This window comes from Ruminococcus sp. 5_1_39BFAA, assembly GCF_964240875.1.
GTDB lineage: Bacteria > Bacillota > Clostridia > Lachnospirales > Lachnospiraceae > Blautia_A.
In genome coordinates this window covers 350,485-371,513 of record NZ_CAXSVO010000003.1, presented here as the reverse complement: position 1 = coordinate 371,513, position 21,029 = coordinate 350,485, and the positions used below count along the sequence as shown (strand labels likewise).

At 47.5% G+C, this 21,029-nt stretch carries 24 protein-coding genes; 18 read left to right on the top strand and 6 right to left on the bottom strand.

The window, feature by feature from the left end; genetic code table 11:
* The 9 genes from ACESZH_RS06670 to ACESZH_RS06630 all read left to right on the top strand — a co-directional run bounded on the left by ACESZH_RS06670 (nucleotide 1) and on the right by ACESZH_RS06630 (nucleotide 7,764).
* Nucleotides 1-696 carry a propanediol/glycerol family dehydratase medium subunit gene (locus ACESZH_RS06670; RefSeq protein WP_373212886.1) on the top strand — a complete coding sequence of 232 codons (696 nt, stop codon included), beginning with the start codon at nucleotides 1-3 and terminating at the stop codon, nucleotides 694-696.
* The gene (locus ACESZH_RS06665) at nucleotides 693-1,088 is read left to right on the top strand and encodes a diol dehydratase small subunit (protein ID WP_373212889.1); all 396 of its coding nucleotides are present in this window, start codon (nucleotides 693-695) and stop codon (nucleotides 1,086-1,088) included. Before ACESZH_RS06670 ends, ACESZH_RS06665 begins: the two co-directional genes overlap by 4 nt.
* On the top strand, nucleotides 1,085-2,899 hold the full coding sequence (locus ACESZH_RS06660; RefSeq protein ID WP_373219869.1) for a diol dehydratase reactivase subunit alpha: 1,815 nt from the start codon (nucleotides 1,085-1,087) through the stop codon (nucleotides 2,897-2,899). Before ACESZH_RS06665 ends, ACESZH_RS06660 begins: the two co-directional genes overlap by 4 nt.
* A 102-nt stretch (nucleotides 2,900-3,001) precedes the next feature.
* Entirely contained in the window at nucleotides 3,002-3,346 is a 345-nt protein-coding gene (locus ACESZH_RS06655; RefSeq protein WP_373212893.1) for a glycerol dehydratase reactivase beta/small subunit family protein, read from the top strand.
* Complete coding sequence (locus tag ACESZH_RS06650) at nucleotides 3,343-4,428, top strand: cob(I)yrinic acid a,c-diamide adenosyltransferase (RefSeq protein ID WP_373212895.1); 1,086 nt, start codon at nucleotides 3,343-3,345, stop codon at nucleotides 4,426-4,428. Before ACESZH_RS06655 ends, ACESZH_RS06650 begins: the two co-directional genes overlap by 4 nt.
* 205 nt (nucleotides 4,429-4,633) lie before the next feature.
* Nucleotides 4,634-5,332 (top strand): LytR/AlgR family response regulator transcription factor, encoded by a 699-nt coding sequence (locus tag ACESZH_RS06645; RefSeq protein WP_373212897.1) that lies wholly within the window; start codon nucleotides 4,634-4,636, stop codon nucleotides 5,330-5,332.
* 37 nt (nucleotides 5,333-5,369) lie between these two features.
* Nucleotides 5,370-6,668, top strand: a complete 1,299-nt coding sequence (locus ACESZH_RS06640) for a sensor histidine kinase (RefSeq protein ID WP_373212899.1) — start codon at nucleotides 5,370-5,372, stop codon at nucleotides 6,666-6,668.
* Nucleotides 6,669-6,673: 5 nt separating this feature from the next.
* A complete protein-coding gene (locus ACESZH_RS06635; RefSeq protein WP_373212902.1) occupies nucleotides 6,674-7,363 on the top strand; it encodes a YhfC family glutamic-type intramembrane protease in 690 nt (229 codons plus the stop codon).
* Nucleotides 7,360-7,764, top strand: coding sequence for a DUF3887 domain-containing protein (locus ACESZH_RS06630; protein ID WP_373212903.1), 405 nt, complete (start codon nucleotides 7,360-7,362; stop codon nucleotides 7,762-7,764). The genes ACESZH_RS06635 and ACESZH_RS06630 overlap by 4 nt, the downstream gene beginning before the upstream one ends.
* Nucleotides 7,765-8,033: 269 nt before the next feature.
* On the opposite strand, the gene ACESZH_RS06625 is transcribed toward ACESZH_RS06630, so the two are convergent.
* Nucleotides 8,034-8,882: an AraC family transcriptional regulator gene (locus tag ACESZH_RS06625; protein WP_373212905.1), complete on the bottom strand. Its 849-nt coding sequence runs from the start codon at nucleotides 8,880-8,882 to the stop codon at nucleotides 8,034-8,036.
* Nucleotides 8,883-9,083: 201 nt separating this feature from the next.
* Between ACESZH_RS06625 and ACESZH_RS06620 the strand changes: the two genes are divergently transcribed.
* Complete coding sequence (locus ACESZH_RS06620; protein ID WP_373212907.1) at nucleotides 9,084-10,877, top strand: L-fucose isomerase; 1,794 nt, start codon at nucleotides 9,084-9,086, stop codon at nucleotides 10,875-10,877.
* A 95-nt stretch (nucleotides 10,878-10,972) separates the two neighbouring features.
* Here ACESZH_RS06620 and ACESZH_RS06615 read toward each other — a convergent pair whose 3' ends face one another.
* From ACESZH_RS06615 to ACESZH_RS06605, 3 genes are all read right to left on the bottom strand, one after another.
* Nucleotides 10,973-11,272, bottom strand: a complete 300-nt coding sequence (locus tag ACESZH_RS06615) for a hypothetical protein (protein ID WP_373212910.1) — start codon at nucleotides 11,270-11,272, stop codon at nucleotides 10,973-10,975.
* A gap of 103 nt (nucleotides 11,273-11,375) precedes the next feature.
* Complete coding sequence (locus ACESZH_RS06610) at nucleotides 11,376-11,756, bottom strand: PD-(D/E)XK nuclease family transposase (RefSeq protein ID WP_373212913.1); 381 nt, start codon at nucleotides 11,754-11,756, stop codon at nucleotides 11,376-11,378.
* On the bottom strand, nucleotides 11,699-11,857 hold the full coding sequence (locus ACESZH_RS06605) for a hypothetical protein (RefSeq protein WP_373212915.1): 159 nt from the start codon (nucleotides 11,855-11,857) through the stop codon (nucleotides 11,699-11,701). The genes ACESZH_RS06610 and ACESZH_RS06605 overlap by 58 nt, the downstream gene beginning before the upstream one ends.
* A gap of 195 nt (nucleotides 11,858-12,052) precedes the next feature.
* On the opposite strand from ACESZH_RS06605, the gene ACESZH_RS06600 reads away from it, so the two are divergent.
* Nucleotides 12,053-12,223, top strand: a complete 171-nt coding sequence (locus ACESZH_RS06600) for a hypothetical protein (RefSeq protein ID WP_373212917.1) — start codon at nucleotides 12,053-12,055, stop codon at nucleotides 12,221-12,223.
* A gap of 21 nt (nucleotides 12,224-12,244) precedes the next feature.
* A complete protein-coding gene (locus ACESZH_RS06595) occupies nucleotides 12,245-13,435 on the top strand; it encodes a GW dipeptide domain-containing protein (RefSeq protein ID WP_373212920.1) in 1,191 nt (396 codons plus the stop codon).
* A 60-nt stretch (nucleotides 13,436-13,495) separates the two neighbouring features.
* Here the strand turns inward: ACESZH_RS06595 and ACESZH_RS06590 are convergent, their stop codons facing one another.
* Nucleotides 13,496-13,837, bottom strand: a complete 342-nt coding sequence (locus ACESZH_RS06590) for a helix-turn-helix domain-containing protein (RefSeq protein ID WP_373212923.1) — start codon at nucleotides 13,835-13,837, stop codon at nucleotides 13,496-13,498.
* A gap of 153 nt (nucleotides 13,838-13,990) precedes the next feature.
* Here ACESZH_RS06590 and ACESZH_RS06585 point away from each other — a divergent pair, with 153 nt between their 5' ends.
* Both ACESZH_RS06585 and ACESZH_RS06580 read left to right on the top strand, forming a co-directional pair.
* Nucleotides 13,991-14,956: a glycosyltransferase family 2 protein gene (locus ACESZH_RS06585; protein WP_373212925.1), complete on the top strand. Its 966-nt coding sequence runs from the start codon at nucleotides 13,991-13,993 to the stop codon at nucleotides 14,954-14,956.
* Complete coding sequence (locus tag ACESZH_RS06580) at nucleotides 14,898-15,839, top strand: hypothetical protein (protein WP_373212928.1); 942 nt, start codon at nucleotides 14,898-14,900, stop codon at nucleotides 15,837-15,839. The genes ACESZH_RS06585 and ACESZH_RS06580 overlap by 59 nt, the downstream gene beginning before the upstream one ends.
* A gap of 93 nt (nucleotides 15,840-15,932) precedes the next feature.
* Here ACESZH_RS06580 and ACESZH_RS06575 read toward each other — a convergent pair whose 3' ends face one another.
* Nucleotides 15,933-16,376 (bottom strand): RbsD/FucU family protein, encoded by a 444-nt coding sequence (locus tag ACESZH_RS06575; protein WP_373212931.1) that lies wholly within the window; start codon nucleotides 16,374-16,376, stop codon nucleotides 15,933-15,935.
* A gap of 189 nt (nucleotides 16,377-16,565) precedes the next feature.
* Here ACESZH_RS06575 and ACESZH_RS06570 point away from each other — a divergent pair, with 189 nt between their 5' ends.
* The 4 genes from ACESZH_RS06570 to ACESZH_RS06555 are packed head-to-tail and all read left to right on the top strand — an operon-like array spanning nucleotide 16,566 to nucleotide 21,028.
* Entirely contained in the window at nucleotides 16,566-17,414 is an 849-nt protein-coding gene (locus ACESZH_RS06570) for a ketose-bisphosphate aldolase (protein ID WP_373212934.1), read from the top strand.
* Nucleotides 17,415-17,418: 4 nt separating this feature from the next.
* Nucleotides 17,419-18,432, top strand: a complete 1,014-nt coding sequence (locus tag ACESZH_RS06565; RefSeq protein WP_373212937.1) for a LacI family DNA-binding transcriptional regulator — start codon at nucleotides 17,419-17,421, stop codon at nucleotides 18,430-18,432.
* 11 nt (nucleotides 18,433-18,443) lie between these two features.
* Nucleotides 18,444-19,958 (top strand): xylulokinase, encoded by a 1,515-nt coding sequence (xylB, locus tag ACESZH_RS06560; protein WP_373212940.1) that lies wholly within the window; start codon nucleotides 18,444-18,446, stop codon nucleotides 19,956-19,958.
* A gap of 20 nt (nucleotides 19,959-19,978) precedes the next feature.
* Entirely contained in the window at nucleotides 19,979-21,028 is a 1,050-nt protein-coding gene (locus tag ACESZH_RS06555; protein WP_373212942.1) for a galactitol-1-phosphate 5-dehydrogenase, read from the top strand.
* The last annotated feature ends 1 nt before the right edge of the window (nucleotide 21,029 follow it).

The window sequence follows — 21,029 nt, the reverse complement described above, 5'->3', positions numbered from 1 at the left end:
ATGGAGATAAATGATCAACTGATACAGGCCATAACCAAAGCGGTTGTGGAGCAGTTGCAGAAAAGTAATGGGCAGCCCCAGGTTCCGTCCAAGGCAGGAAGCAGTCAGCCGTCAGGTACCGCCTCCCTTGCCGGAAGGACGAGAATGCACCCAAAGCGCTCCTATAAAGGCGCGGTGCGGGCTGCAAAAGGAACAGACCCCAAGGAAGTTGTCATCGGTGTAGGTGCTGCTTTCCAGACAGAGATCCGTGCAACAATGGGCGGGATTCCGCTGGAAGAGGTACTGCGCAATGTAAAAGCAGGAATCGAGGAGGAGGGTATGACCTCACGTGTGGTTAAGGTTCTGGATACTTCGGATGTCGGATTTATGGCACTGGAGGCTGCAAAGCTTTCCGGCTCCGGCATCGGCATCGGAATCCAGTCAAAGGGTACCACGGTCATTCACCAGAAGGATCTTTATCCCTTGTCAAACCTTGAGCTTTTCCCTCAGGCGCCGCTGATGACCCTTGACACCTACCGTAAGATCGGCCGTAATGCCGCAAAATACGTAAAGGGTGAAAAGGTAACTCCTATTGCGTGTACCAACGACCCGATGGTTCGGGCGAAATACCAGGTAAAGGCAGCTCTGATGCACATCATTGAGACAGAGCAGCTTGACCCGGAAATGGGCATGATCGAATGGGAGGGCACAAGATGAGCAATTATCCATTAGGGCTTAACGAAGCCGATACCATCACCTCCAAAACAGGAAAAAAACTGGACCAGATCACACTGGATGAGGTGAAGCGGGGGAATGTGACTGCGGAAGACATTAAGATTTCTTCCGAAATGCTGAAACGTCAGGGCAAGGTTGCAGCCGAGGCTGACAATCCCCAGATGGAGGCAAACTTTGAGCGTGCTTCTGAGCTGGTAAATGTACCTGACGACGTGATTTTGAATATGTATAACAAGCTTCGCCCGAACCGTTCCACGAAGAGGGAGCTGGTGATGATGGCAAAGGAGCTTCTGGAAAAATACCAGGCTCCCCATTGCGCGAAGCTGGTACTGGAAGCAGCAGAAATATATGAAAAAAGGGGAATTCTTCTTTGAAGCTGATTGCTGGTGTTGACATAGGAAATTCCACAACTGAAGTATGTATCGGGGGCGTGGAGGATAATGGAACCTTCCATTTTCTCTCCAGCGCAGCCCGTATGACCACCGGAACAAAGGGAACTCTGCCCAATGTGCACGGAATCAAAGCGGCACTTTTGGAGGCGATGGACAAGATCCGCCAGCCACTGAGCGCCCTTGACCTTGTGCGCTTAAATGAAGCAGCGCCCGTTATCGGTGATACGGCGATGGAGACCATCACGGAGACGATCATTACCGAATCCTCGATGATCGGTCATAATCCTTCTACGCCGGCCGGTGCGGGGGAAGCGGTGGGAGAGCTTCTCCTCCTGGAAAATATCTGGAAGGGAAAACCCGGAGTACCCTACATTGTTGCTGCTGCCAATAAGTTTTCCTATGAAGAGGTTGCTGCCAGGATGAACCAGCACATTCCGGAGCTGGACATCAGAGGGCTGATCCTCCAGGCGGATGAGGCTGTTCTTGTGGAAAACAGGCTGAATAAGGCAATCCCCATTGTGGATGAGGTGCGCCATATCACCAAGATTCCGGAAGGAAAGCTTGCTGCCATTGAGGTGGCGCTTCCCGGAACGACCATCCGTATGCTGTCCAATCCTTACGGAATTGCTACCCTTCTGGGGCTTGACGCAGAGGAGACCAGAGCGGTCACGCCTATTGCAAAAAGCCTTGTGGGAAAAAGAAGTGCGGTGGTGATCAAGACCCCCCACGGCAATATCAGAGAAAACGTCCTTCCGGCCGGAGAGATCACCTTTCACGGCGACAGGGACATACATATCAATATTGACGCCGGAGCAGATGATATCATGACAGCGCTGCAGGATGCAGGTGAGATCCGGGATATTGACGGTCAGCCGAACACCAATGTAGGAAACATGCTGACCAGGATCAAGACCAGCATGGCAGATGTGGCTCAGGCACACGGGGAAAATATCAGGATCACGGATATCCTGGCTGTGGATACCCTGGCACCGGTGGAAATCTCTGGTTCTCTTGCCGGAGAAACCTGCATGGAAAAGGCAGTCGGAATTGCCGCTATGGTAAAGACGCAGCATCTGCCCATGCAGCAGATTGCGGAACGTCTGGAGAAAGAACTTCACGTAAAGGCTGTTGTGGCAGGCGTGGAGGCGGTGATGGCTTCCCTTGGCGCCATGACCACACCGGGCACAAAGCTGCCCCTGGCTATTCTGGATATGGGCGGCGGTTCCACAGATGCTGCGGTTTTGGAGCCGGACGGAAGTGTTCGGACCACACATCAGGCAGGCGCCGGTGAGCTGGTTTCCATGCTGATCCAGACGGAGCTCGGACTGCACAGCCGGGTAACGGCAGAGCAGATCAAGAAATATCCCATGGGAAAGGTGGAGAGCCTGTTCCATATGCGCCTGGAAAACGGCGCTATGCAGTTTTTTGAGGAATCCATTGACCCCAGGTATTACGGTCATGTGGTTCTTCTGGCACCAGGTGAGATGCTGAAGGTTGAGGAAGACATTCCTATGGAGCGCATCCTGGAAGTGAGAAGGGATGCAAAGAAAAAGGTGTTTGTGCGGAATGCACTTCGCGCTTTGCGCACAGTGGCACCGGAACATGATTTACGGAAAATACCCAATGTGGTGCTGGTAGGCGGCTCTGCCGAGGACTTTGAAATCCCGGAGATGCTGATGGAAGCGCTCTCCGAATACCGCATTGTATGCGGACGGGGAAATATCCGCGGCTGTGCTGGACCGAGAAATGCAGTTGCCACAGGATTATTGCTTTCTTATCTGAGTGACAGATAAGAGATAGAACAAAAAACGCTATTTGAACGCAGCGACCTGCGTTCATGAGCATGTAGCAAAGCGGAATGCGAATGTCCGCTTTACTTGCGACGGGAGGAAAATATGGTAGTCAACAGACCTGCAATTATCATTTATACAAATGAGCCGGACCAGGATTTCTTAAAGGAGGTCTGCGCAGGGATTGAGGAAGAGGGAGTGCTTTATCAGGTATCGTCCCATGAGGGGGATCTGGACACTCTGGCTTTTGAGGCTGCCAAGGAATCCATGCTTGGCTCAGGGATCGGGATTTCCGGTGCAAGGCTGGCTATGCAGATGCAGCAGCTTCCCAAAGGAAAAAACGTTTTTGAGCTAAACCAGCCAAGTTTCCGGCAGTGCCGGAATCTTGGAGCAAACAGTGCAAGAGCCATTAAGAAAATGCCATTTAAAATGGAGGACATGCCGTTATGAATGTTTACACAAAGGGCGGTGATAAAGGCACGACAAGCCTTGTTCATACGAAAAATGTCTCCAAGTCGGATGACAGAATCCAGCTTGTTGGGACTATAGATGAGCTGACCAGCCATATCGGCCTGGTGAAAACCATGCTGAGCGACGGAGATACCATCCATTTTCTGGAGAAAATCCAGGCAACTCTCATTACTGTAATGGCAGGAGTGGCTGACCCATACAACAGAGAGTACAAAATAAACGATGACAAAACAGAGCTTCTGGAAAAGGAAATTGACCGTCTGGAAGGCCTGTTTGACCGTCCAAAGAAATTCATCCTTCCGGGTGCCTGCAGGCTTTCCGCGGAAATAGACGTGGCCCGCACTGTAGCGAGAAGAGCTGAGCGCGCATTGGCCGTTGTCAGCGTGAAGTTTGGCACAGACACCGGAACAAAGAAATACATGAACCGTCTGGCTGACTATTTATATGTACTTGCCAGATTTACGGATGCAAAGGAAGCCGGGATCGGCGCAAATAAGGAGACAGAGGCCGCTGCCGCTATCGGCGGGGCAGTCCAGGCATCTCCTGCGCAGGCACAGGCTTCAGGAAGGACTGCAGCAATGGAGCATAACAGGGAAGGGGCAGCCGATGAGGCCGTGATCCAGGAAGTATTAAAGCGTATGGGCATCCAGGGAAGAATCACTCTGGAAAGCGCAAAACGTCTGACTGAGAAGATTGAGCAGGAGGCGAACCGCCGGGGCAAAAAAGCAGTTATCGCTATTTGCGGACCGGACGGCAATCCGATTGCAGTTCACGTTATGGACGGCGCTTTTCTGGTAAGCTTCGATGTTGCACTGAAAAAAGCATATACCTCTGTGGCTGTGAAAATGTCCACCATGGAGCTGTCCAAGCTGGCACAGCCCGGCGGCACCTTCTATGGCGTGGATAAGATGGATGGCGGAAAGATCGTCATCTTTGGCGGCGGTGTTCCCATTAAAGTCGGTGATACGATCATCGGCGGATTGGGTGTCAGCGGCGGCACAGGCGAGGAGGATCACAGTCTGGCTGAGTACGGGCTTTCCGTGCTGAATGAGGTACTGTAATAGCTGCGAATTTGTAATACAGAAATGGTTTTAGGGGCTGTCGCACCGTTGATTGTTCAATCATTGGTGCGGCAGTCCCTTTCTGCATGCTTCAGGAGCATGTCTTTTATCTGTCTTTCAGACAAAAAATCTGTCTTTCATTCCAACTTTCTTGCACCTTTGGAAAACCAGCTATATACTGGGTTTATCCAAGGAGGAGCGGGGTATGTTAAAAATAGCGATTTGCGAGGATGATAAAATTATGAGGCTTCAGATGCAGTCCTATCTGAAGGACTTTGAAAAGCTTTTCCAGGTGGAGAGTTACGGAAGCGGGGAAGCATTGCTGGATTCCGGGGAAAACTATGATTTTATCTTTCTTGATATTGATATGAAGGGAATGTCTGGTATTGACACCGCAAGGTATCTGCGCCGGAAAGATAAAAAGGTGAAGATCATTTACGTCACGGCGTATGATGACTTCAAGGATTACGCATTTTCCGTTCACGCCTTTGGTTATCTGGTGAAGCCAGTCAATAAGGAGATCATCCAGAAGATCCTGAAAGAGGCGCTGGCATATACTGAGGAAAAGGATACCGGACAAAAGGTGGTGTTTGAGACAGAGAATGGCCTTTTGGAAATGGATACCCGGGATATCTATTATTTCGAATACCAGTCACGGCGCATCCGTATGGTGACAAAAGCAGGAGAGGTGTGGCAGAAGGGCACTATCGCACAGGTTGCAATGCGCATGGAGCCTTACGGGTTTCTCATGCCTCATAAAAGTTTTGTTGTGAATCTTTACCATATCCGGAACCTGAAGGGGTATGATATTTTTCTGACAGAGGGAAGCACCCTTCCGCTGTCGCAGAAAAAATCAGCGGAATTCCGCAAGAAACTGGCATCCTATCTGGCATCGCAGATTTAGCTGCACAATGTGATAGGGGAAGCAGCAGGAGGGAAAAATGATCTGGGCAATTTTAAATTTACTGATGTCTATAGCCGAAACAACTATTGTATGGGTTTTGATCTGGCATTTCATGAGTGTGAACAGCAGGACCATTTACCGAAAAAGGATCTGGTATATTCTGGGCGCGCTGTTGGCAGGAGGGACGGCATATCTTTATGCTTTGTACCACCCAAACAGTTGGGGAAGCGTGGCGGTTCAGGTAGTCATGACCCTGATCGGGGGCGTAACTTTGTTTCACAGGGAATGGCTGGCGCTGATCATGGATCTGGTATTTGAAACCATGCTCTTTCTGGGAATGGAATGCGGGATCTTTATTTCTAATGTGGTCGTGGTTCAGGTGGAAATCAACAGTTTCCCATATCCGGCATGTTTTGGTTGTATGGCGATGGCACTGAAGATCATACTGATGCTGGTTCTCGCCCTGCCTATGATAAAGTGGAGAAAAAGCCATTCGGAAGGACCGCTGACCCTGCGCCAGACCTTTACTGTGTTGGTGCTGCCCGTGTTTTCCCTGTTTTTCCTATATTCCTTTCTTGAAGTCAGCAGCCTGTATTATCAGCTCCAGGGGCTTTGGCTGATCTTGGCAAATATTGGCGCTCTGGTACTTTTAAATGTATATTTCCTTTACCTGTTCCGGTATCTGTTTAAGGCAAATAAACTGGAACAGGAGATGAGGATGGCAGAGGTAAAAAATGAGGTGCAGTACCGTTACTATGAGGTATTGGAGAGAAAATACCGGGAATCCCGAAAAATCCTGCATGACATGAAAAACCATCTGGCAGCAGTAGAGCAGCTTTACCAGGAGCAGAAGGAAGAGGCGGGAGACACGTATGTAAAGGATCTGTATCACATGATCAATGTACTTGGGGAAAAATATTACAGTTCCAATCATATGCTGAATATTATTCTAAATGAGAAGCTTTCGCTGGCTCAAAGTCTTGGAATCCAGGTAAAGGTCCAGGTGGGAGAGGTGGGATTCGATGACATGAAGGATATGGATATCACCATCATTTTTGGCAATCTTCTGGATAACGCGGTGGAGGCGTGCAGAGATTGTGGGAAAGATGCGTTTTTGGAGATTAAGATTGACAGGATCCAGGATTTCCGTGTGGTACAGCTTTGCAATTCCAGAAAGGTAAGCTCGGGGGAAGTACCTGCTCCAAAGAAAAAACGGCATATGGGCCTGGGGCTTCCAAATGTACGACAGACACTGGAAAAATATCACGGAACACTGGAAGTGTCTATGACGGAGAAGGAGTATAGAGTCAATCTGATGATTCCGGGAAAGGAGTGAGAGAGATGGCAGCGGTTGCTTTTATTGTGGAGGTTGGAATCCCGCTTGGAGCAGCAGTTTATTTTTGGAGGAGGAGGGACGGAACCTTTTGGGGCTTTCTGGTGGGCGTGCTGGGATTCTATATTTCACAGCCGGTTCTGAGGCTTCCTCTTTTGAGCCTGCTGCGGACACAGGCTGAGTGGTTCGCTGTGCTGCCTTACACAAACAGGGGATTGTATTTCCTGTTTCTGGCATTTACCGCAGGACTGTTTGAGGAGAGCGCAAGATGGTTTGGCATGAGATTTTTTAGAAAGGGCAGAATGTCATGGATGGATGGACTGGCATATGGGCTGGGGCATGGAGGCTGTGAGGCGGCGTGGCTTTTCTTTACACAAATCTTTCCGGCGGCTATGGCAGGGCAGCTTCAGACAATGGGAGCAGCGTTAGGGGCTTTTGAGCGTATTTTTACCATGCTGGTGCAGCTTGGGCTGACATTTGTGGTACTGCAGAGCTTGAGGAAAAAGAAGCGAACCTATCTGTTCCTGGCAATCGGGCTTCATACGGCAGTAGATTTTCTGATCATCATCGGAAACGTATGGATTCTGGAGGGATTGATAGCAGCGGAAGGAGTGGCGGCTTTGATCTATGTTTTGCGGCTGAAAAAGCAATGGTCAGACAAAAAAGAGAGATTGGATCTAAAGGAGGAAGGACTATGAAAAAAAGAAAATTTGCAGGTGTGATTTTTTTGCTGGTAATGGCGATGCTGACAATGGGCGGCTGCGGAAGCAAGCTTTCAGGAAGCTTTGATAAGGACACCGTAGAACAGCAGGCTATGGAGGATGTGGCGACAGGGGAGAGCGGTGACTATGAGGCGTGGAAAGAGAGATTTGACCCTTCGCTTCAGGCATCTCTCACAGAGGACACTTACAACAGCTATCTGGCACTATTGGAGGAAAAGGGCAGCTTTACGGAATTTGGAAAATGCGCTGTGGCAGGACAGTCAAAGGATGGAGCGGATTATGCGATCGTGGTCCTTGTTGCAGAGCACGAAAAAGAAAAAGTGCAGTATACTTTAGTATATAATACCTCTATGAAACTTATTAATTATACAATTTAGCGAAAAAACAGAATATAGGTGTCGAAATATGCAAGATTTATTGTTTTTGTTATTATTGTATTTTATTGATTTATTTGATAGAATATAGTAAACAAAAGAGAAGTTTTGCAGAAAATTCTTATCTGTCGGCGATTCCTGCTGACAAGAAATGTATAATTCGCTGTGGCGAATTATCGATCTATTGCGATTCTAAAATCCATATGGGAAGCCCCTGCAGGAAAATGCAGAGGCTTCTGCTCTTTAAAGCATTCATCTTTTTCATTCATGGATCAGTGCTTTTTATATTTCCCAGGTGTGATACCTTTATATTTTTTGAAGGTACGGATAAAATAGCTCAGGTCATTAAAGCCGTTCCGGTATGCGATTTCCGTGATAGAATCGTCCGTTGTGGAAAGTTGAAAGCATGCCTGTTCGATCCGCTGGCGGTTCAGGTAATCCATTGGAGTCTGGTGCGTCATTTCCGAAAAGAAACGGCAGAAATACTTAGGTGACATGGATACGGAGGAGGAAAGCTGCTGGAGAGTAAGGGGGCTGCTGTAGTTTTTCTCTATAAATTCCACCACTTGTTTGAGCTGCAAAATACGCTTATAGTCGCGGCGTGCCTTGGGTATACTGTCCAGATAGTAATGATTACCAAAAACAATACCAAAAAAGTGGTAAAATTGTCCAATCACAATCATTTCATAGCCGTCGGGATGCTTCCACATAGCATCGAAAAAAGCGGTGGCAGCCTGAATGATTTCCTGTTGTTTTTCCGTAAAGTGATGATACACCATAATTTCCTGATGAATGATCTTCTGCATGTAATCAGCACAGACAGAATTTAATTTCAAAAAAGCATTGATGTCAAAAACAATGCACTGGTACACACAATCATCAGGGATTCCGGAATGGAGGATTCCGCTATGGACAAAAATAACATCGCCGGGGTCTGCCGTAAAACTTTTTTCGTCTAAAGTGACAGTAAGGCGGCCCTTTAGGATGCGAATTATTTCATATTCTACGTGCCAGTGATAAGACATGACATATCTGGGGTGTGTGGTGTCTATGTGGTGAAATTCAAAAGGAAATTCATAGGTTCCACGGCGGCGGTCTTCGTTTCGATCTAAATCGTGCAAAAAAATCCCCTCCTTTAAAAAATTTGCATGAATTTATGAAACATGTCAGAAAAAGTGAATATTGTCCTGTTATTTGCTATTATAACACAAGTAATTTCCGGTTTTCAATCGTATAATACAAACATAGGGGTGGGAAAAAGTAACAGAAACCCCACAGCATGAAACGAAAACTTATAATTTATTAGGAGGTAATTTGTAATTATGGCAGAGAGCAGATTAATCGGAAGCTATCCAGTAATTGGTATCAGACCTACAATCGACGGACGCCGCGGAGCATTAAAGGTTCGTGAGTCTCTGGAAGACCAGACAATGAACATGGCAAGATCCGCTGCAAAATTATTTGAAGACAACATCAGATATTCCAATGGAGAGCCGGTTAAGGTAGTAATCGCAGATACAACCATCGGACGTGTTGCAGAATCCGCAGCTTGTGCAGACAAATTCAGAAGAGAAGGCGTTGACATTACTGTAACCGTAACTCCTTGCTGGTGCTATGGCTCTGAGACCATGGATATGGATCCGCAGACCATCAAAGCAGTATGGGGCTTCAACGGAACAGAAAGACCTGGCGCAGTTTACCTTGCATCCGTTCTTGCTACACACGCACAGAAGGGCCTTCCGGCATTTGGTATTTACGGACATGACGTTTGCGAAGCAGACGACACATCCATTCCGGCAGACGTTCAGGAAAAACTGTTAAGATTCGGACGTGCAGCAGTTGCAGCAGCTTCTATGAGAGGCAAATCCTATCTGCAGATCGGTTCCATCTGTATGGGTATCGGCGGATCTATCATTGATTCTGACTTTATCGAGTCCTATCTTGGAATGCGTGTAGAGTCTGTTGACGAGGTAGAGATCATCCGTCGTATGACAGAAGGCATCTATGATGAGGCAGAATATCAGAAAGCACTTGCTTGGGCAAAAGAAAAATGTGTTATGGGCTTTGACAAGAACCCGGCTGAGCTTCAGATGAGCGATGAGAAGAAAGAAGAGCAGTTTGAGTTTGTAGTTAAGATGGCAGTTATCATCAAAGACCTGATGAACGGAAATAAGAACCTTCCGGAAGGAAGAGAAGAAGAGATGGTTGGACACAATGCCATCGCTGCAGGTTTCCAGGGCCAGAGACAGTGGACAGACTTCTATCCGAACTGTGACTTCCCGGAAGCTATGCTGAATACTTCCTTTGACTGGAACGGAGCAAGAGAGCCATACATCCTGGCTACCGAGAATGACGTTCTTAACGGACTTGGCATGATGTTCATGAAGCTTCTGACCAACCGTGCACAGATGTTCGCAGACGTTCGTACATACTGGAGCCCAGAGGCTGTTAAGAAAGCTACAGGCTATGATCTGGAAGGCGTTGCAAAAGAAGCAGGCGGATTTATCCATCTGATCAACTCCGGCGCATGCTGTCTGGACGCTAACGGCGCAGCAAAGGATGCTGACGGAAATCCTGTTATGAAACCATGGTATGAAGTAACAGAAGAAGATCAGAATGCAATTATGGAAAATACAACCTGGAACTTCGCTGATATCGGATACTTCCGTGGCGGCGGATTCTCCTCCAGATTTGAGACAAAAGCAGAAATGCCTGCAACTATGATCCGTCTGAACCTTGTTAAAGGACTTGGACCGGTTCTGCAGATCGCAGAGGGCTGGACTGTACATCTTCCAGAGGAAGTTTCTGATAAACTTTGGAAACGTACTGACTATACATGGCCATGTACCTGGTTTGCACCAAGATGCAATGGCGAAGGTGCATTCAAGACTGCTTACGATGTAATGAACAACTGGGGCGCTAACCACGGCGCAATCTCCTACGGACATATCGGAGCTGACCTGATTACCATGTGCTCCATGCTTCGTATCCCGGTTTGCATGCACAACGTACCGGAAGAGAAGATCTTCCGTCCGGCAGCATGGAACGCTTTCGGAATGGACAAAGAAGGCGCAGATTTCAGAGCTTGCAAGAACTACGGACCTCTTTACAAATAAAGATTCCTATTACAGCAAGGGGCGTATCGCACGGGGGATTTTATCCCTCGTGCGACACGCCCCCTTTTTTAGTTTTTACAATGCAGGCTGCCCGGCTACAAAGCTTTTAATTTTTGCTGTAAGTCATGGATTAATTTGTCCTTATCATCAAGGGCTTTTTTTTGAGCATCAATGGTGTCTTTCTGAACGTCAATGGTGCCCTTCTGAGCATCAATGGTATCCTGCATTTCATCGATCATAAGCTGAACGGTATTTTTGTCTAATTCCTGTAATTCCTTTGAAAACATATCCATCACCCTTTCAATATTCCGGCATATATCATACAGGTGGCTGTACATGGCTTTAAAATTCGGGTGGTAATGGATCAATTCCAGAATTATTTCCGGATCGTCCATACTCAGGAATGCAAGCCATGCGTCCAAATCGTTTGTAATATGTTTATTGTGCAGATTCTTGCGGAAAATGTCAAGGGGAATAAAGACGAAGTTCTGAAGTAGTTCAAGTTTTAGACCGGTATCGGTTTTTTGACTGGAATTGTGCAGATATATATTGGGGAAAGAGTGAAATTCCTTGGGACTTTTTTCGAAAAAAAAGGTAGCCGATTTTTTGTACCTCTACATTGACGATGCTGCCGTCCTCCAGTTTCACGACGATATCCATGATGACCAGGGATGCCTCATCTCCCAGACGGGTATTGTCAACGGGTAGGACCTGTAGTATTTTTACGTCCTTTTTCAGAATTAAGGAAAGTAGCCGGTTCATCCGCTCCGGTACTGTTTCCGGGTTCATGATTTCTTTGAAAAAGGAGTCATAGAGCAACTTTACGCCCTGGCGCCTGTGACAAAATTCAGAAAATATTCCTGTTGTTGGTTCGACCATTCTTTAAATATTTTCATTAAATTTGGATCATTCCGGATTTCTTCCATCACTTCCTGACGGTTTTTAATCATTGGAAATATCTGTTGTAGTTTGTTCTGCATACGAATCCTCCTGACTGAAATGTTTTACTTGAATATCTGCTCCGACTGGGAGCGGGAAATGAGATGCTTAAAGATAAAGAGAGAAGCTAACTGTTCGCTTATAGATTTTGGTAAATCTATGGTAACACAGCATAAATAAAAGGTAAAGAAAAATCATTCGACAAATTTTTTAACATATATTACGGCGATAAACCAGTGACAAGCTATGATATCATGCCGGAGCAAAAAGGAGAAGGAAATCTATCTTATTCAAGATCCGGATGGCTATTTTTTAACAAAAAAATCAAAAAAATGATTGCAACTTTCAAAATGCGTGGTACAATAGGAAATATAGCATTAAAAATAGGTATATTGCGCGATTTGTAGCAGTAGTTGAAGGGGAAGATTATGAAAAATAAATTAGGCGTCTTGCTGGCGCTGGTTTTAAGCTTATGTATGACAATTGGTGTATGGGCGGATGCAGGTATGCCGCAAAATGTGGATTATAAGACAGATTATTATATGATCGTGGAATCCAGTGCGGGAGGAGTGGATATGTACTCTGAGCCGAGGCTGGACAGCTCCAAGCTCAATGATGAGCTGATACCGAACGGTACAGCCATTCACGTAGAGGGAGAGCGCAAAACGGATGATGGCAAGCTTTGGGCATATGGTCAGTATCAGGGAATGTACGGTTTTATCCCCATGGATGACTTAAAGCCTGCCACGCTTACAGAAGCCATTCAGTCTGAGTACAACCTTTTCAACGGAAAAGATGTGGAATATGACATTGATGTAAACGCAAAAGAAGGTTCTGTTTCTTTGTATAAAGGACCGGGCAAAAAATACGGCACCGTATCTGGCGCTACAAACATTGCCAATGGACAGAAGCTTGCAGTTACCAGCGAGGTTGATACTGGTAAAGGCGGTGTCTGGGGCGAGACGACCTATAACGGTATTTCCGGATGGGTAAATATCACGGAGGCAACTGGCAAAGACAGCAGTCCTGTTGAGATGGTGACAGATACAGAAGAACTGGTAGATACAGCGGAGGCCGGTACACAGGAAGGTACGGCAGGAAATACAGGAAAGGCTGTTGCAACCGCAACTCCGACCCCGAAACCTACGGCGACTCCGACTGCCAAACCTACTGTAACACCAACACCTGCTGCGACGGCAACGGAAACAGCGGAGCCGACAGCCACTGCGACCCCGACCGCAGAACCTACCAAGGAGCCGACAGCTACTCCGACAGAGGAGCCTACCGCGACTCCAACAGCAGAAGCAACGGCCACTCCGACAGAGGAGCCAGCAGAGGCAACAGCCACTCCAACAGAGGAGGCGGCAGCAGAAGCGACAGAGGCACCGACTGAAGAACCAACAGCTACTCCGACTGAGGAGGTGACACCTACCGAGGAGGCTACTCCTACGGCAGAGGCGACACCTACCGAGGAAGCAGAGGAGAAAGAAGCTTCCAGCACAGAAGTAGAAAGTGCATCCTGGATCCAAAATCCGGTAATCTGGGTTCTCATCGTGTTAGTTCTGATCGCACTTGGCGTTGTAATTTATCTGGTGAAAAAGAAGAATCAGGAGAATTAAAGAAACAGGGCATTGTAAAGTTAATTTTACAATGCCCTTGTATATTTTCTGGAAATTTTTTTATTGGGAAAAAGTATGGATCGCTTCAATATATTCCCGAAGTATGCGCAGCGCATGTTCACGCGCTTTGGCATCCATAGAATTCAGCATCTCCAGAATCATATCTGTCTCAAACGTATCTTTATTGCCTCGTATGATATAGTCCGCAGAAATATTAAAAACCGTGCATATTTTATATAATGTTTTAGAAGTAACAGCTTTTTTGCCATTTTCCACAGCTGCCAGAAAGCTGCTGGATATATCACATTTCTCACTGAACTCTTCACGTGTCATATTTAGGACTTCTCTTACTTCCCGTATCCGTAACCCTACTGTCAGATTGTAATCTTTGTCAAGTTCCATCAATACACCTGTTCCTTTCACTGTGATTTAAGTGTAGCAAATATAGCATTAATAAAAATATTCTATAGAGTATATAAATATATTCTATAGAATTGACTTAGGATTATTCCGGGAGTATAATCAAAAGGAACTGTGATACGATGGAGGAAGATTTTGATGAAGCTGACGGTAATTGTCCCCTGCTACAACGAGGAGGAGGCACTCCCTTTTTTCTATGAGGAAATAAAAAAGACGGAGGCAGCCATGCCATATGCAGAATTTGAACTGATATTTATCGACGACGGTTCCGGGGACCGGACACTGGAGGTCGTGAAAGATTTGGCGGTAAAAGATGAAAAGGTGAAATACATATCGTTTTCCAGAAATTTTGGAAAAGAAGCGGCCATGTATGCCGGATTAAAAAATGCTTCCGGAGACATAGCGGTCATCATGGATGCGGATCTGCAGGATCCACCCTCCCTTTTGCCGGAAATGTACCGTGCTATTACGCAGGAGGGATTCGATTCTGTAGCAACAAGGCGTGTTACAAGACAGGGAGAGCCGCCTGTACGTTCTTTTTTTGCGCGGATGTTCTATAGGATCATCAACAAAATATCAAAGACCGAGATTGTGGACGGCGCCAGGGATTACCGTATGATGAACCGGAAGTTTATAAACGCCCTTCTGGATATAAGAGAGTACAGCCGCTTTTCCAAGGGATTGTACGGCTGGGTGGGTTTCAAGACAAAATGGCTGGAATATGAAAACAAGGAGCGGGTGGCAGGAAAAACGAAATGGTCATTCTGGAAGCTGTTCCTGTATTCGATTGAGGGAATTGTGGCATTTTCTACCGGGCCGCTGGCAATCGCCTCTGTGCTGGGAGTGCTGATGCTGGGAGTAGGAGGGATTGCAATTCTGTTTATCATTGTGCGTCAGCTTCTGTTTGGCGGCTCCGCTTTTGGGTGGCCCTCTATGGTGTGCATCATACTTTTGATGGGCGGGCTTCAGCTTTTTTGCACAGGCATTTTAGGAGTCTATCTGTCAAAAGCATACCTGGAGGTAAAGGAGAGATGGAATCCTGATGGTAAATATCAGTGTATTGCTGGCAGGACAGCTGGTCATCGGAATCCTGTTGTTTGACTTTTCCTACCGCACGTTTGTGCCGTATACGGATAATTATTCAGTATTGTGGCTGATGATTCCTTTGTATGTATATTTTAACCAAAAGGAGTCAAAGCAATGGAAGGTTATCAGCGCAGCCGCTATAGCGGTGGGCTGTTTTATAAAAATCACATGTGCCATTCTTCTGATTGCAGGGATTCTCGCGGTCATTCTGTATCAGCCTTCTGAAAAAAAGAAGTTTCTGAAGGACAGCCTGCTGTCTGTACTGGTTTTTGCCTGTGTGTTCGGAGGTCTGACTGCGGGGAGAAGCGTGTGCCTGAAAAATGCGGGCTTTGTGGACGATACTGACACAAAGTGGGGAGCCTGGCACTATTTCATGATGGGGCAAAATGAAGAAACCCTCGGCGGAGGATGGGGAAAAGACAGGGACTATTCTTCAGGATTTGAAACCCTTGCGGAACGCAATGCTGCAAACCGGGCGGAAGGAATCAAAAGAATCATAAACAGAGGAATCCGGAATAACATTCTGTTTTATACATATAAAAACTTCCAAAATTATGATGACGGCTGTTTCGCCGCTATGCAGAAGACAGTCAAGGAGGAGGAGTACGGGGATTCGTTTATAGAGAAAATATTTATTATGGGAAAACCCTATTACCACCTCTATGCGCTGATGGAACAGACTATGTGGCTGCTTGTGCTTACCCTGGTATTGTACGGGGCAGTGCGGTCTCTTTGGGGAAATAAGCATCTTTTGTTTCTGAGGCTGGTTATTCTGGGAGTTTCCGTTTATACACTGCTGTTTGAAGGCAGGGCTAAGTATCTGTTTATGTTTGTGCCGATTTATCTGTTGCTGTCAGCTGAAGGTCTGGGACATATCATGCAGAGTCGCAGCAAATAAAAAAACGGGGCAGCGCACCAGATGCGCCAGCCCCATTTTTATTTCATAGGAACGTACTCCATCCTGCGTAGCAGGATTCTTTTTTATTAGTCGTTAGTCGTTGATTACAACACCCTTCTGCAGCATAACGTTTGCGTAAACGGCTTTCTCGCCGGTAGCAATGATGCAGTAAGCAGTCTTTGCTTCATCGTAGAATGAAAAGCGCTCAATGTTTCCTACAGCAGCCGCGCCGCGCTCGTCGTGCTTTGCGATGATCTCTTTGTAGGTGTCCCAGATCGGAGTTGCAACATTATCACCAGGCATAACCTCCATCAGGTTTACTGGTTTTTCCACATATGTATCCAACGGGATAACGGTAAGAATGGCATCCAGAAGCTCCGGTACGCCGTGTCCGTCGCAGCGTACAACCTTGCAGTTTTTTCCCATGGATTCAACCGGGAAATTGCCGTCTGCGATCACGATGCGGTCACTGTGTCCCATCTCGCATAAAACCTTCAGAAGCTCAGGTGATAATATTTCAGGAATTCCTTTTAACATAATTTGTCTCCCTTCTAAATAAGATGATCTTATCCTACAGAATACCTTAGTAAGCAATGATTTTCAAGGGAATTTTTTTCGATAAAAGATGAAAAATTTACGGTTGACAGATACCTGTAGAGAGGGTATGATAATCTAAAACAGAAACGTTTCGGTTTCGGAGAAAAAATACCTGAGGAGGATAAAAAGATGCCACTTGTTACATCAAAAGAAATGTTATTAAAAGCCCAGGAAGGCGGTTATGCAGTAGGCGCATTCAATGCAGAGAATATGGAGATGGTAAAGGCGATCATTCAGGCAGCAGAGGAGCTGAAGGCTCCGGTCATGATCCAGACCACACCATCCACGATCAAATACGGCACTCTGGAAACCTACAGCGCTATTGTTGCAGCAGAGGCTGAAAAAGCATCCGTTCCGGTCTGCCTGCACCTTGACCACGGCAGCAGCTTTGACCTGGCTATGAAGGCTTTAAAAGCAGGCTACACTTCTGTTATGATGGACGGCTCCAAGCTGGATTTTGAGGGCAATATAGAAGTGAGCAAAAAAGTGGCAGATGTGGCAGCGGCTATGGGAATTCCATGCGAAGCCGAATTGGGAAAAGTAGGCGGCAAAGAGGATGACCTGGAGGCAGAGGCAGACACAAACACAGATCCGCAGCAGGCAAAGGAATTTGTAGAGCGCACAGGCGTTACCTCCCTGGCAGTAGCCATCGGTACTGCGCATGGCTTTTATGTGGGAACTCCGGTCCTTGACAAGGAGCGTTTGAGCGAGATCCGTGAGGTTGTGGATATTCCGTTGGTACTTCACGGCGCATCCGGTCTGACAGACGAGGATGTTATGGACTGCGTAAAACGGGGTATCTGCAAAGTGAATTTTGCCACAGAGCTTCGCGCTGCATACTCAAAGGCAGTGAGAGAAACCCTTGCCGATGAAGCAGTATTTGATCCGAAAGCATACGGAAAAGCCGGAATCGCAGCTGTGAAGGAGCTGGTAATGGCACGTATGAAGGTGTGCGGCTGCGACGGAAAAGCTGAGTGACAATATGGCGGCGACCATGAAGGATATTGCCAGGCGCACAGGACTTGGCCTGGCAACCATTTCCTCCTACTTTAACGGAGGAAATGTTCGGGAAAAAAACAGGATAAAGATCGAGGAAGCCATTGAGGAGCTTCATTATGAGGTGAATGAGGTTGCCCGCGGTCTGAAGACCAACGCGACAAAGACTGTGGGTGTGGTGATCCCGGAGCTTAACAACATCTTCTGTACGGAAATTATCAGCGGAATGGAAGACATTCTGCGGAACCACGGCTATGCGACCATTGTATGTGACTGCCGGACAGACAAACGGCTGGAAAAGGAAGCCGTTGATTTCCTTGTAAGGAAAAGAGTGGACGGCCTGATCAATATGCCTGTGGACGGAAGCGGAAGGCATCTGGAGAGCTTTCGGAAAACGGGAAAGCCTATTGTGCTCATTGACCGTCAGATCACAGGGATTCCCTGCGACTGTGTGCTGGTGGATAACGAAAAGGCGGCGGAGGATGCCATGGAGCTGTTTTTTGCAAACGGACATAGACGCATCGGCATCATCGGAGGCCCCAGGGATATCTTTACTGCCCAGGAGAGACTTTCCGGATACTGTAAAGCCCTGGAAAAGCACGGACTTTCTGTGGAGCCGGATCTAATCTGCCACGGAGACTACACCATTCAGGGCGGTGTCCGTGCATTGGAAAAACTGGTAAAGAAAAATCCGGACATGACGGCTGTATTTGTGACCAATTACGAAATGACCATGGGAGCTGTGATCGGCATCAATGAAATGGGAATCCATCTGCCGGAAGAGCTGTCCATGATCGGTTTTGACAATCTGCAGTTTGCCCGGGCGTGCAGCCCAAAGCTCACCATCATTTCCCAGCCAACGGAAAAAATCGCAAAGGAAGTGGCGCGGATCATTCTGGAACGGCTGGAGAGCGGCAAAGATGGCCGGGAGAATGGGGAAAGAGTTGCAGAGAAGCTTCAGACGGAGATTTTTATGGGAAGATCCATAGGAAGAATCTGAGGGAGGAGAATATGAGCAAAAAGTATTTACTGGGAATCGATATTGGAACCAGTGCCTGCAAGATAGCGGTTTTCAACCGGGAGGGACAGGCTGTAGCAACTGCAAGCGGAGACTACCCGGTCTATTACCCCCAGGAAGGCTGGGCAGAGCAGAACCCGGACGAATGGTGGGAGGCTGTGTGTCTTGCCACAAAAAAATGCCTGGAAAACGGGGATATCCCGGCTGATGAGATTGCCGGAGTGGGAATTGACGGACAGAGCTGGTCAGCCATTGCCATTGACAAAACGGGAAAGGTGCTTGCCAACACCCCGATCTGGATGGATACCAGGGCACAGGATATCTGCGACAGGATCAATGAGGAAGTGGGAGCAGAGGCGATTTTCCAGGTGGCGGGAAATTCACTCCAGCCATCCTACACAACGGCAAAGATCATCTGGTATCGGGAAAATTTTCCGGAAATCTACAAAAAAATACATAAGATCCTGCAGTCAAACAGTTACATTGTATACCGACTGACAGGAGCTATAACCCAGGATGTATCTCAGGGATACGGGCTTCATTGCTTTGACATGAGAACTGGGACGTGGAATGAAGAGATGTGCACAAAGCTTGGTATTCCGCTGGAATTCTTGCCGGATATCGTATCCTGCGACAAGGTAGTGGGAGCGGTGACAAAGGAAGCTGCCTTCCAGTGTGGGCTTGCAGAGGGAACCCCGGTGGTGGCAGGAGGACTTGACGCAGCCTGCGGGACACTTGGCGCAGGGGTGATCCATCCGGGTGAAACCCAGGAGCAGGGCGGACAGGCAGGAGGCATGAGCATCTGCATGGATACCTACAAGGCGGACCCAAGACTGATCCTGGGCTACCACGTGGTGCCGGACCAGTGGCTTTTACAGGGGGGAACCACAGGCGGCGGAGGGGTTATGCGCTGGTTTGAGCAGGAATTCGCAGACTATGAGAGAACCCGGGAAGAAGAGATCGGGGAATCCTCTCTGGTTCAGTTAAACCAGATCGCAGAGGCGGTCAGTCCGGGAAGCGACGGCCTTGTTTTTCTGCCTTACATGTCAGGAGAGCGTTCACCAGTGTGGAATCCATATGCGAAAGGCGTATTCTATGGGCTGGATTTTGCAAAAACAAAGGGCCATATGGTACGTGCCTGCATGGAAGGCGTAGCATTTGCACTGCGCCATAATCTGGATGCTGCGGAGGAAGCCGGGGCGGAGGCCGAGGTTCTCCGCGCCATGGGCGGCTCTGCCAACTCACTTTTGTGGACACAGATCAAGGCGGACGTGACAGGAAAACCAATCGTAGTGCCGTCTTCTGATACGGCTACCACTCTGGGTGCAGCGATTTTGGCAGGAGTGGGCGTTGGCTTTTATGAAAGCTATGAGGAGGCAGTGGCACTTACGGTAAAGGAAACAAGACGCCATGAGCCAAATCCTGAAAACAGAGAAATTTATGAAAAAAATTACAATACATATCTTCAGTTATACAAGAGATTAAAAACTTTGATGGTGAAAAAATAGTTCAGGAGGAAAGACAAGACATGAAAGCAGCAGTTGTAGTAGCAAACGAAGATGTCAGATATCAGGAAGTAGAAGAGCCGCAGGCAAAGCCGGGCTGGGTGAAGATAAAGGTAAAAGCATCCGGTATCTGCGGTTCTGACATTCCCCGTGTTTTAAACCACGGCGTACATTTTTACCCTATCGTGCTGGGCCATGAATTTTCCGGTGATGTGGCAGAGGTTGGAGAAGGCCTTACTAAAGTGAAGGTAGGACAGAGAGTTACCGCTGCGCCACTTCTTCCCTGTATGAAATGCGATGACTGCCAGAACGGAAACTTTTCCCTGTGCAAGCATTACAGCTTCATCGGTTCCAGGCAGCAGGGCAGCAATGCAGACTATGTAGTAGTGCCGGAGCAGAATGTGATTCCCTTTGACCCATCTGTTTCCTACGAGCAGGGCGCTATGTTTGAGCCGTCTACTGTGGCTCTTCACGGACTTTTGCAGAACGATTACCAGGGCGGCAGATGTGTGGCGATCCTGGGCGGCGGAACCATCGGTATGTTTACCATGCAGTGGGCAAAAATTTTCGGCTCCAAAAAGGTAGTTGTGTTTGACATCAGCCAGGAACGTCTGGAACTGGCAAAACGTCTTGGGGCTGACGAAGTGATCGACACCACAAAAGAGAATTACATGGAAGAGGCAATGGCTCTTACAGACGGCAAGGGCTATGAATTCGTATACGAGACAGCAGGGCAGGTACCTACCATGCACATGGCATTTGAGCTTGCAGCAAACAAGGCGCATGTGTGCTTCATCGGCACGCCCCATGTTGATCTGTCCTTTACGCCGAAGCAGTGGGAAAATATGAACCGCAAGGAGTTTAAGCTTACCGGGTCCTGGATGTCCTACAGCTCTCCGTTCCCGGGAAAGGAGTGGAGTCTGACCGCGCATTATTTTGCAACAGGACAGTTAAAATTTGATCCGGGCTTTATCTACAAAAAGATTCCCATGAGCCAGGCGCAGGAGGCATTCCAGCTTTATAAGACACCTGGTCTTGTAAAAGGAAAGATTCTGCTGGTAAATGAGGATTAAG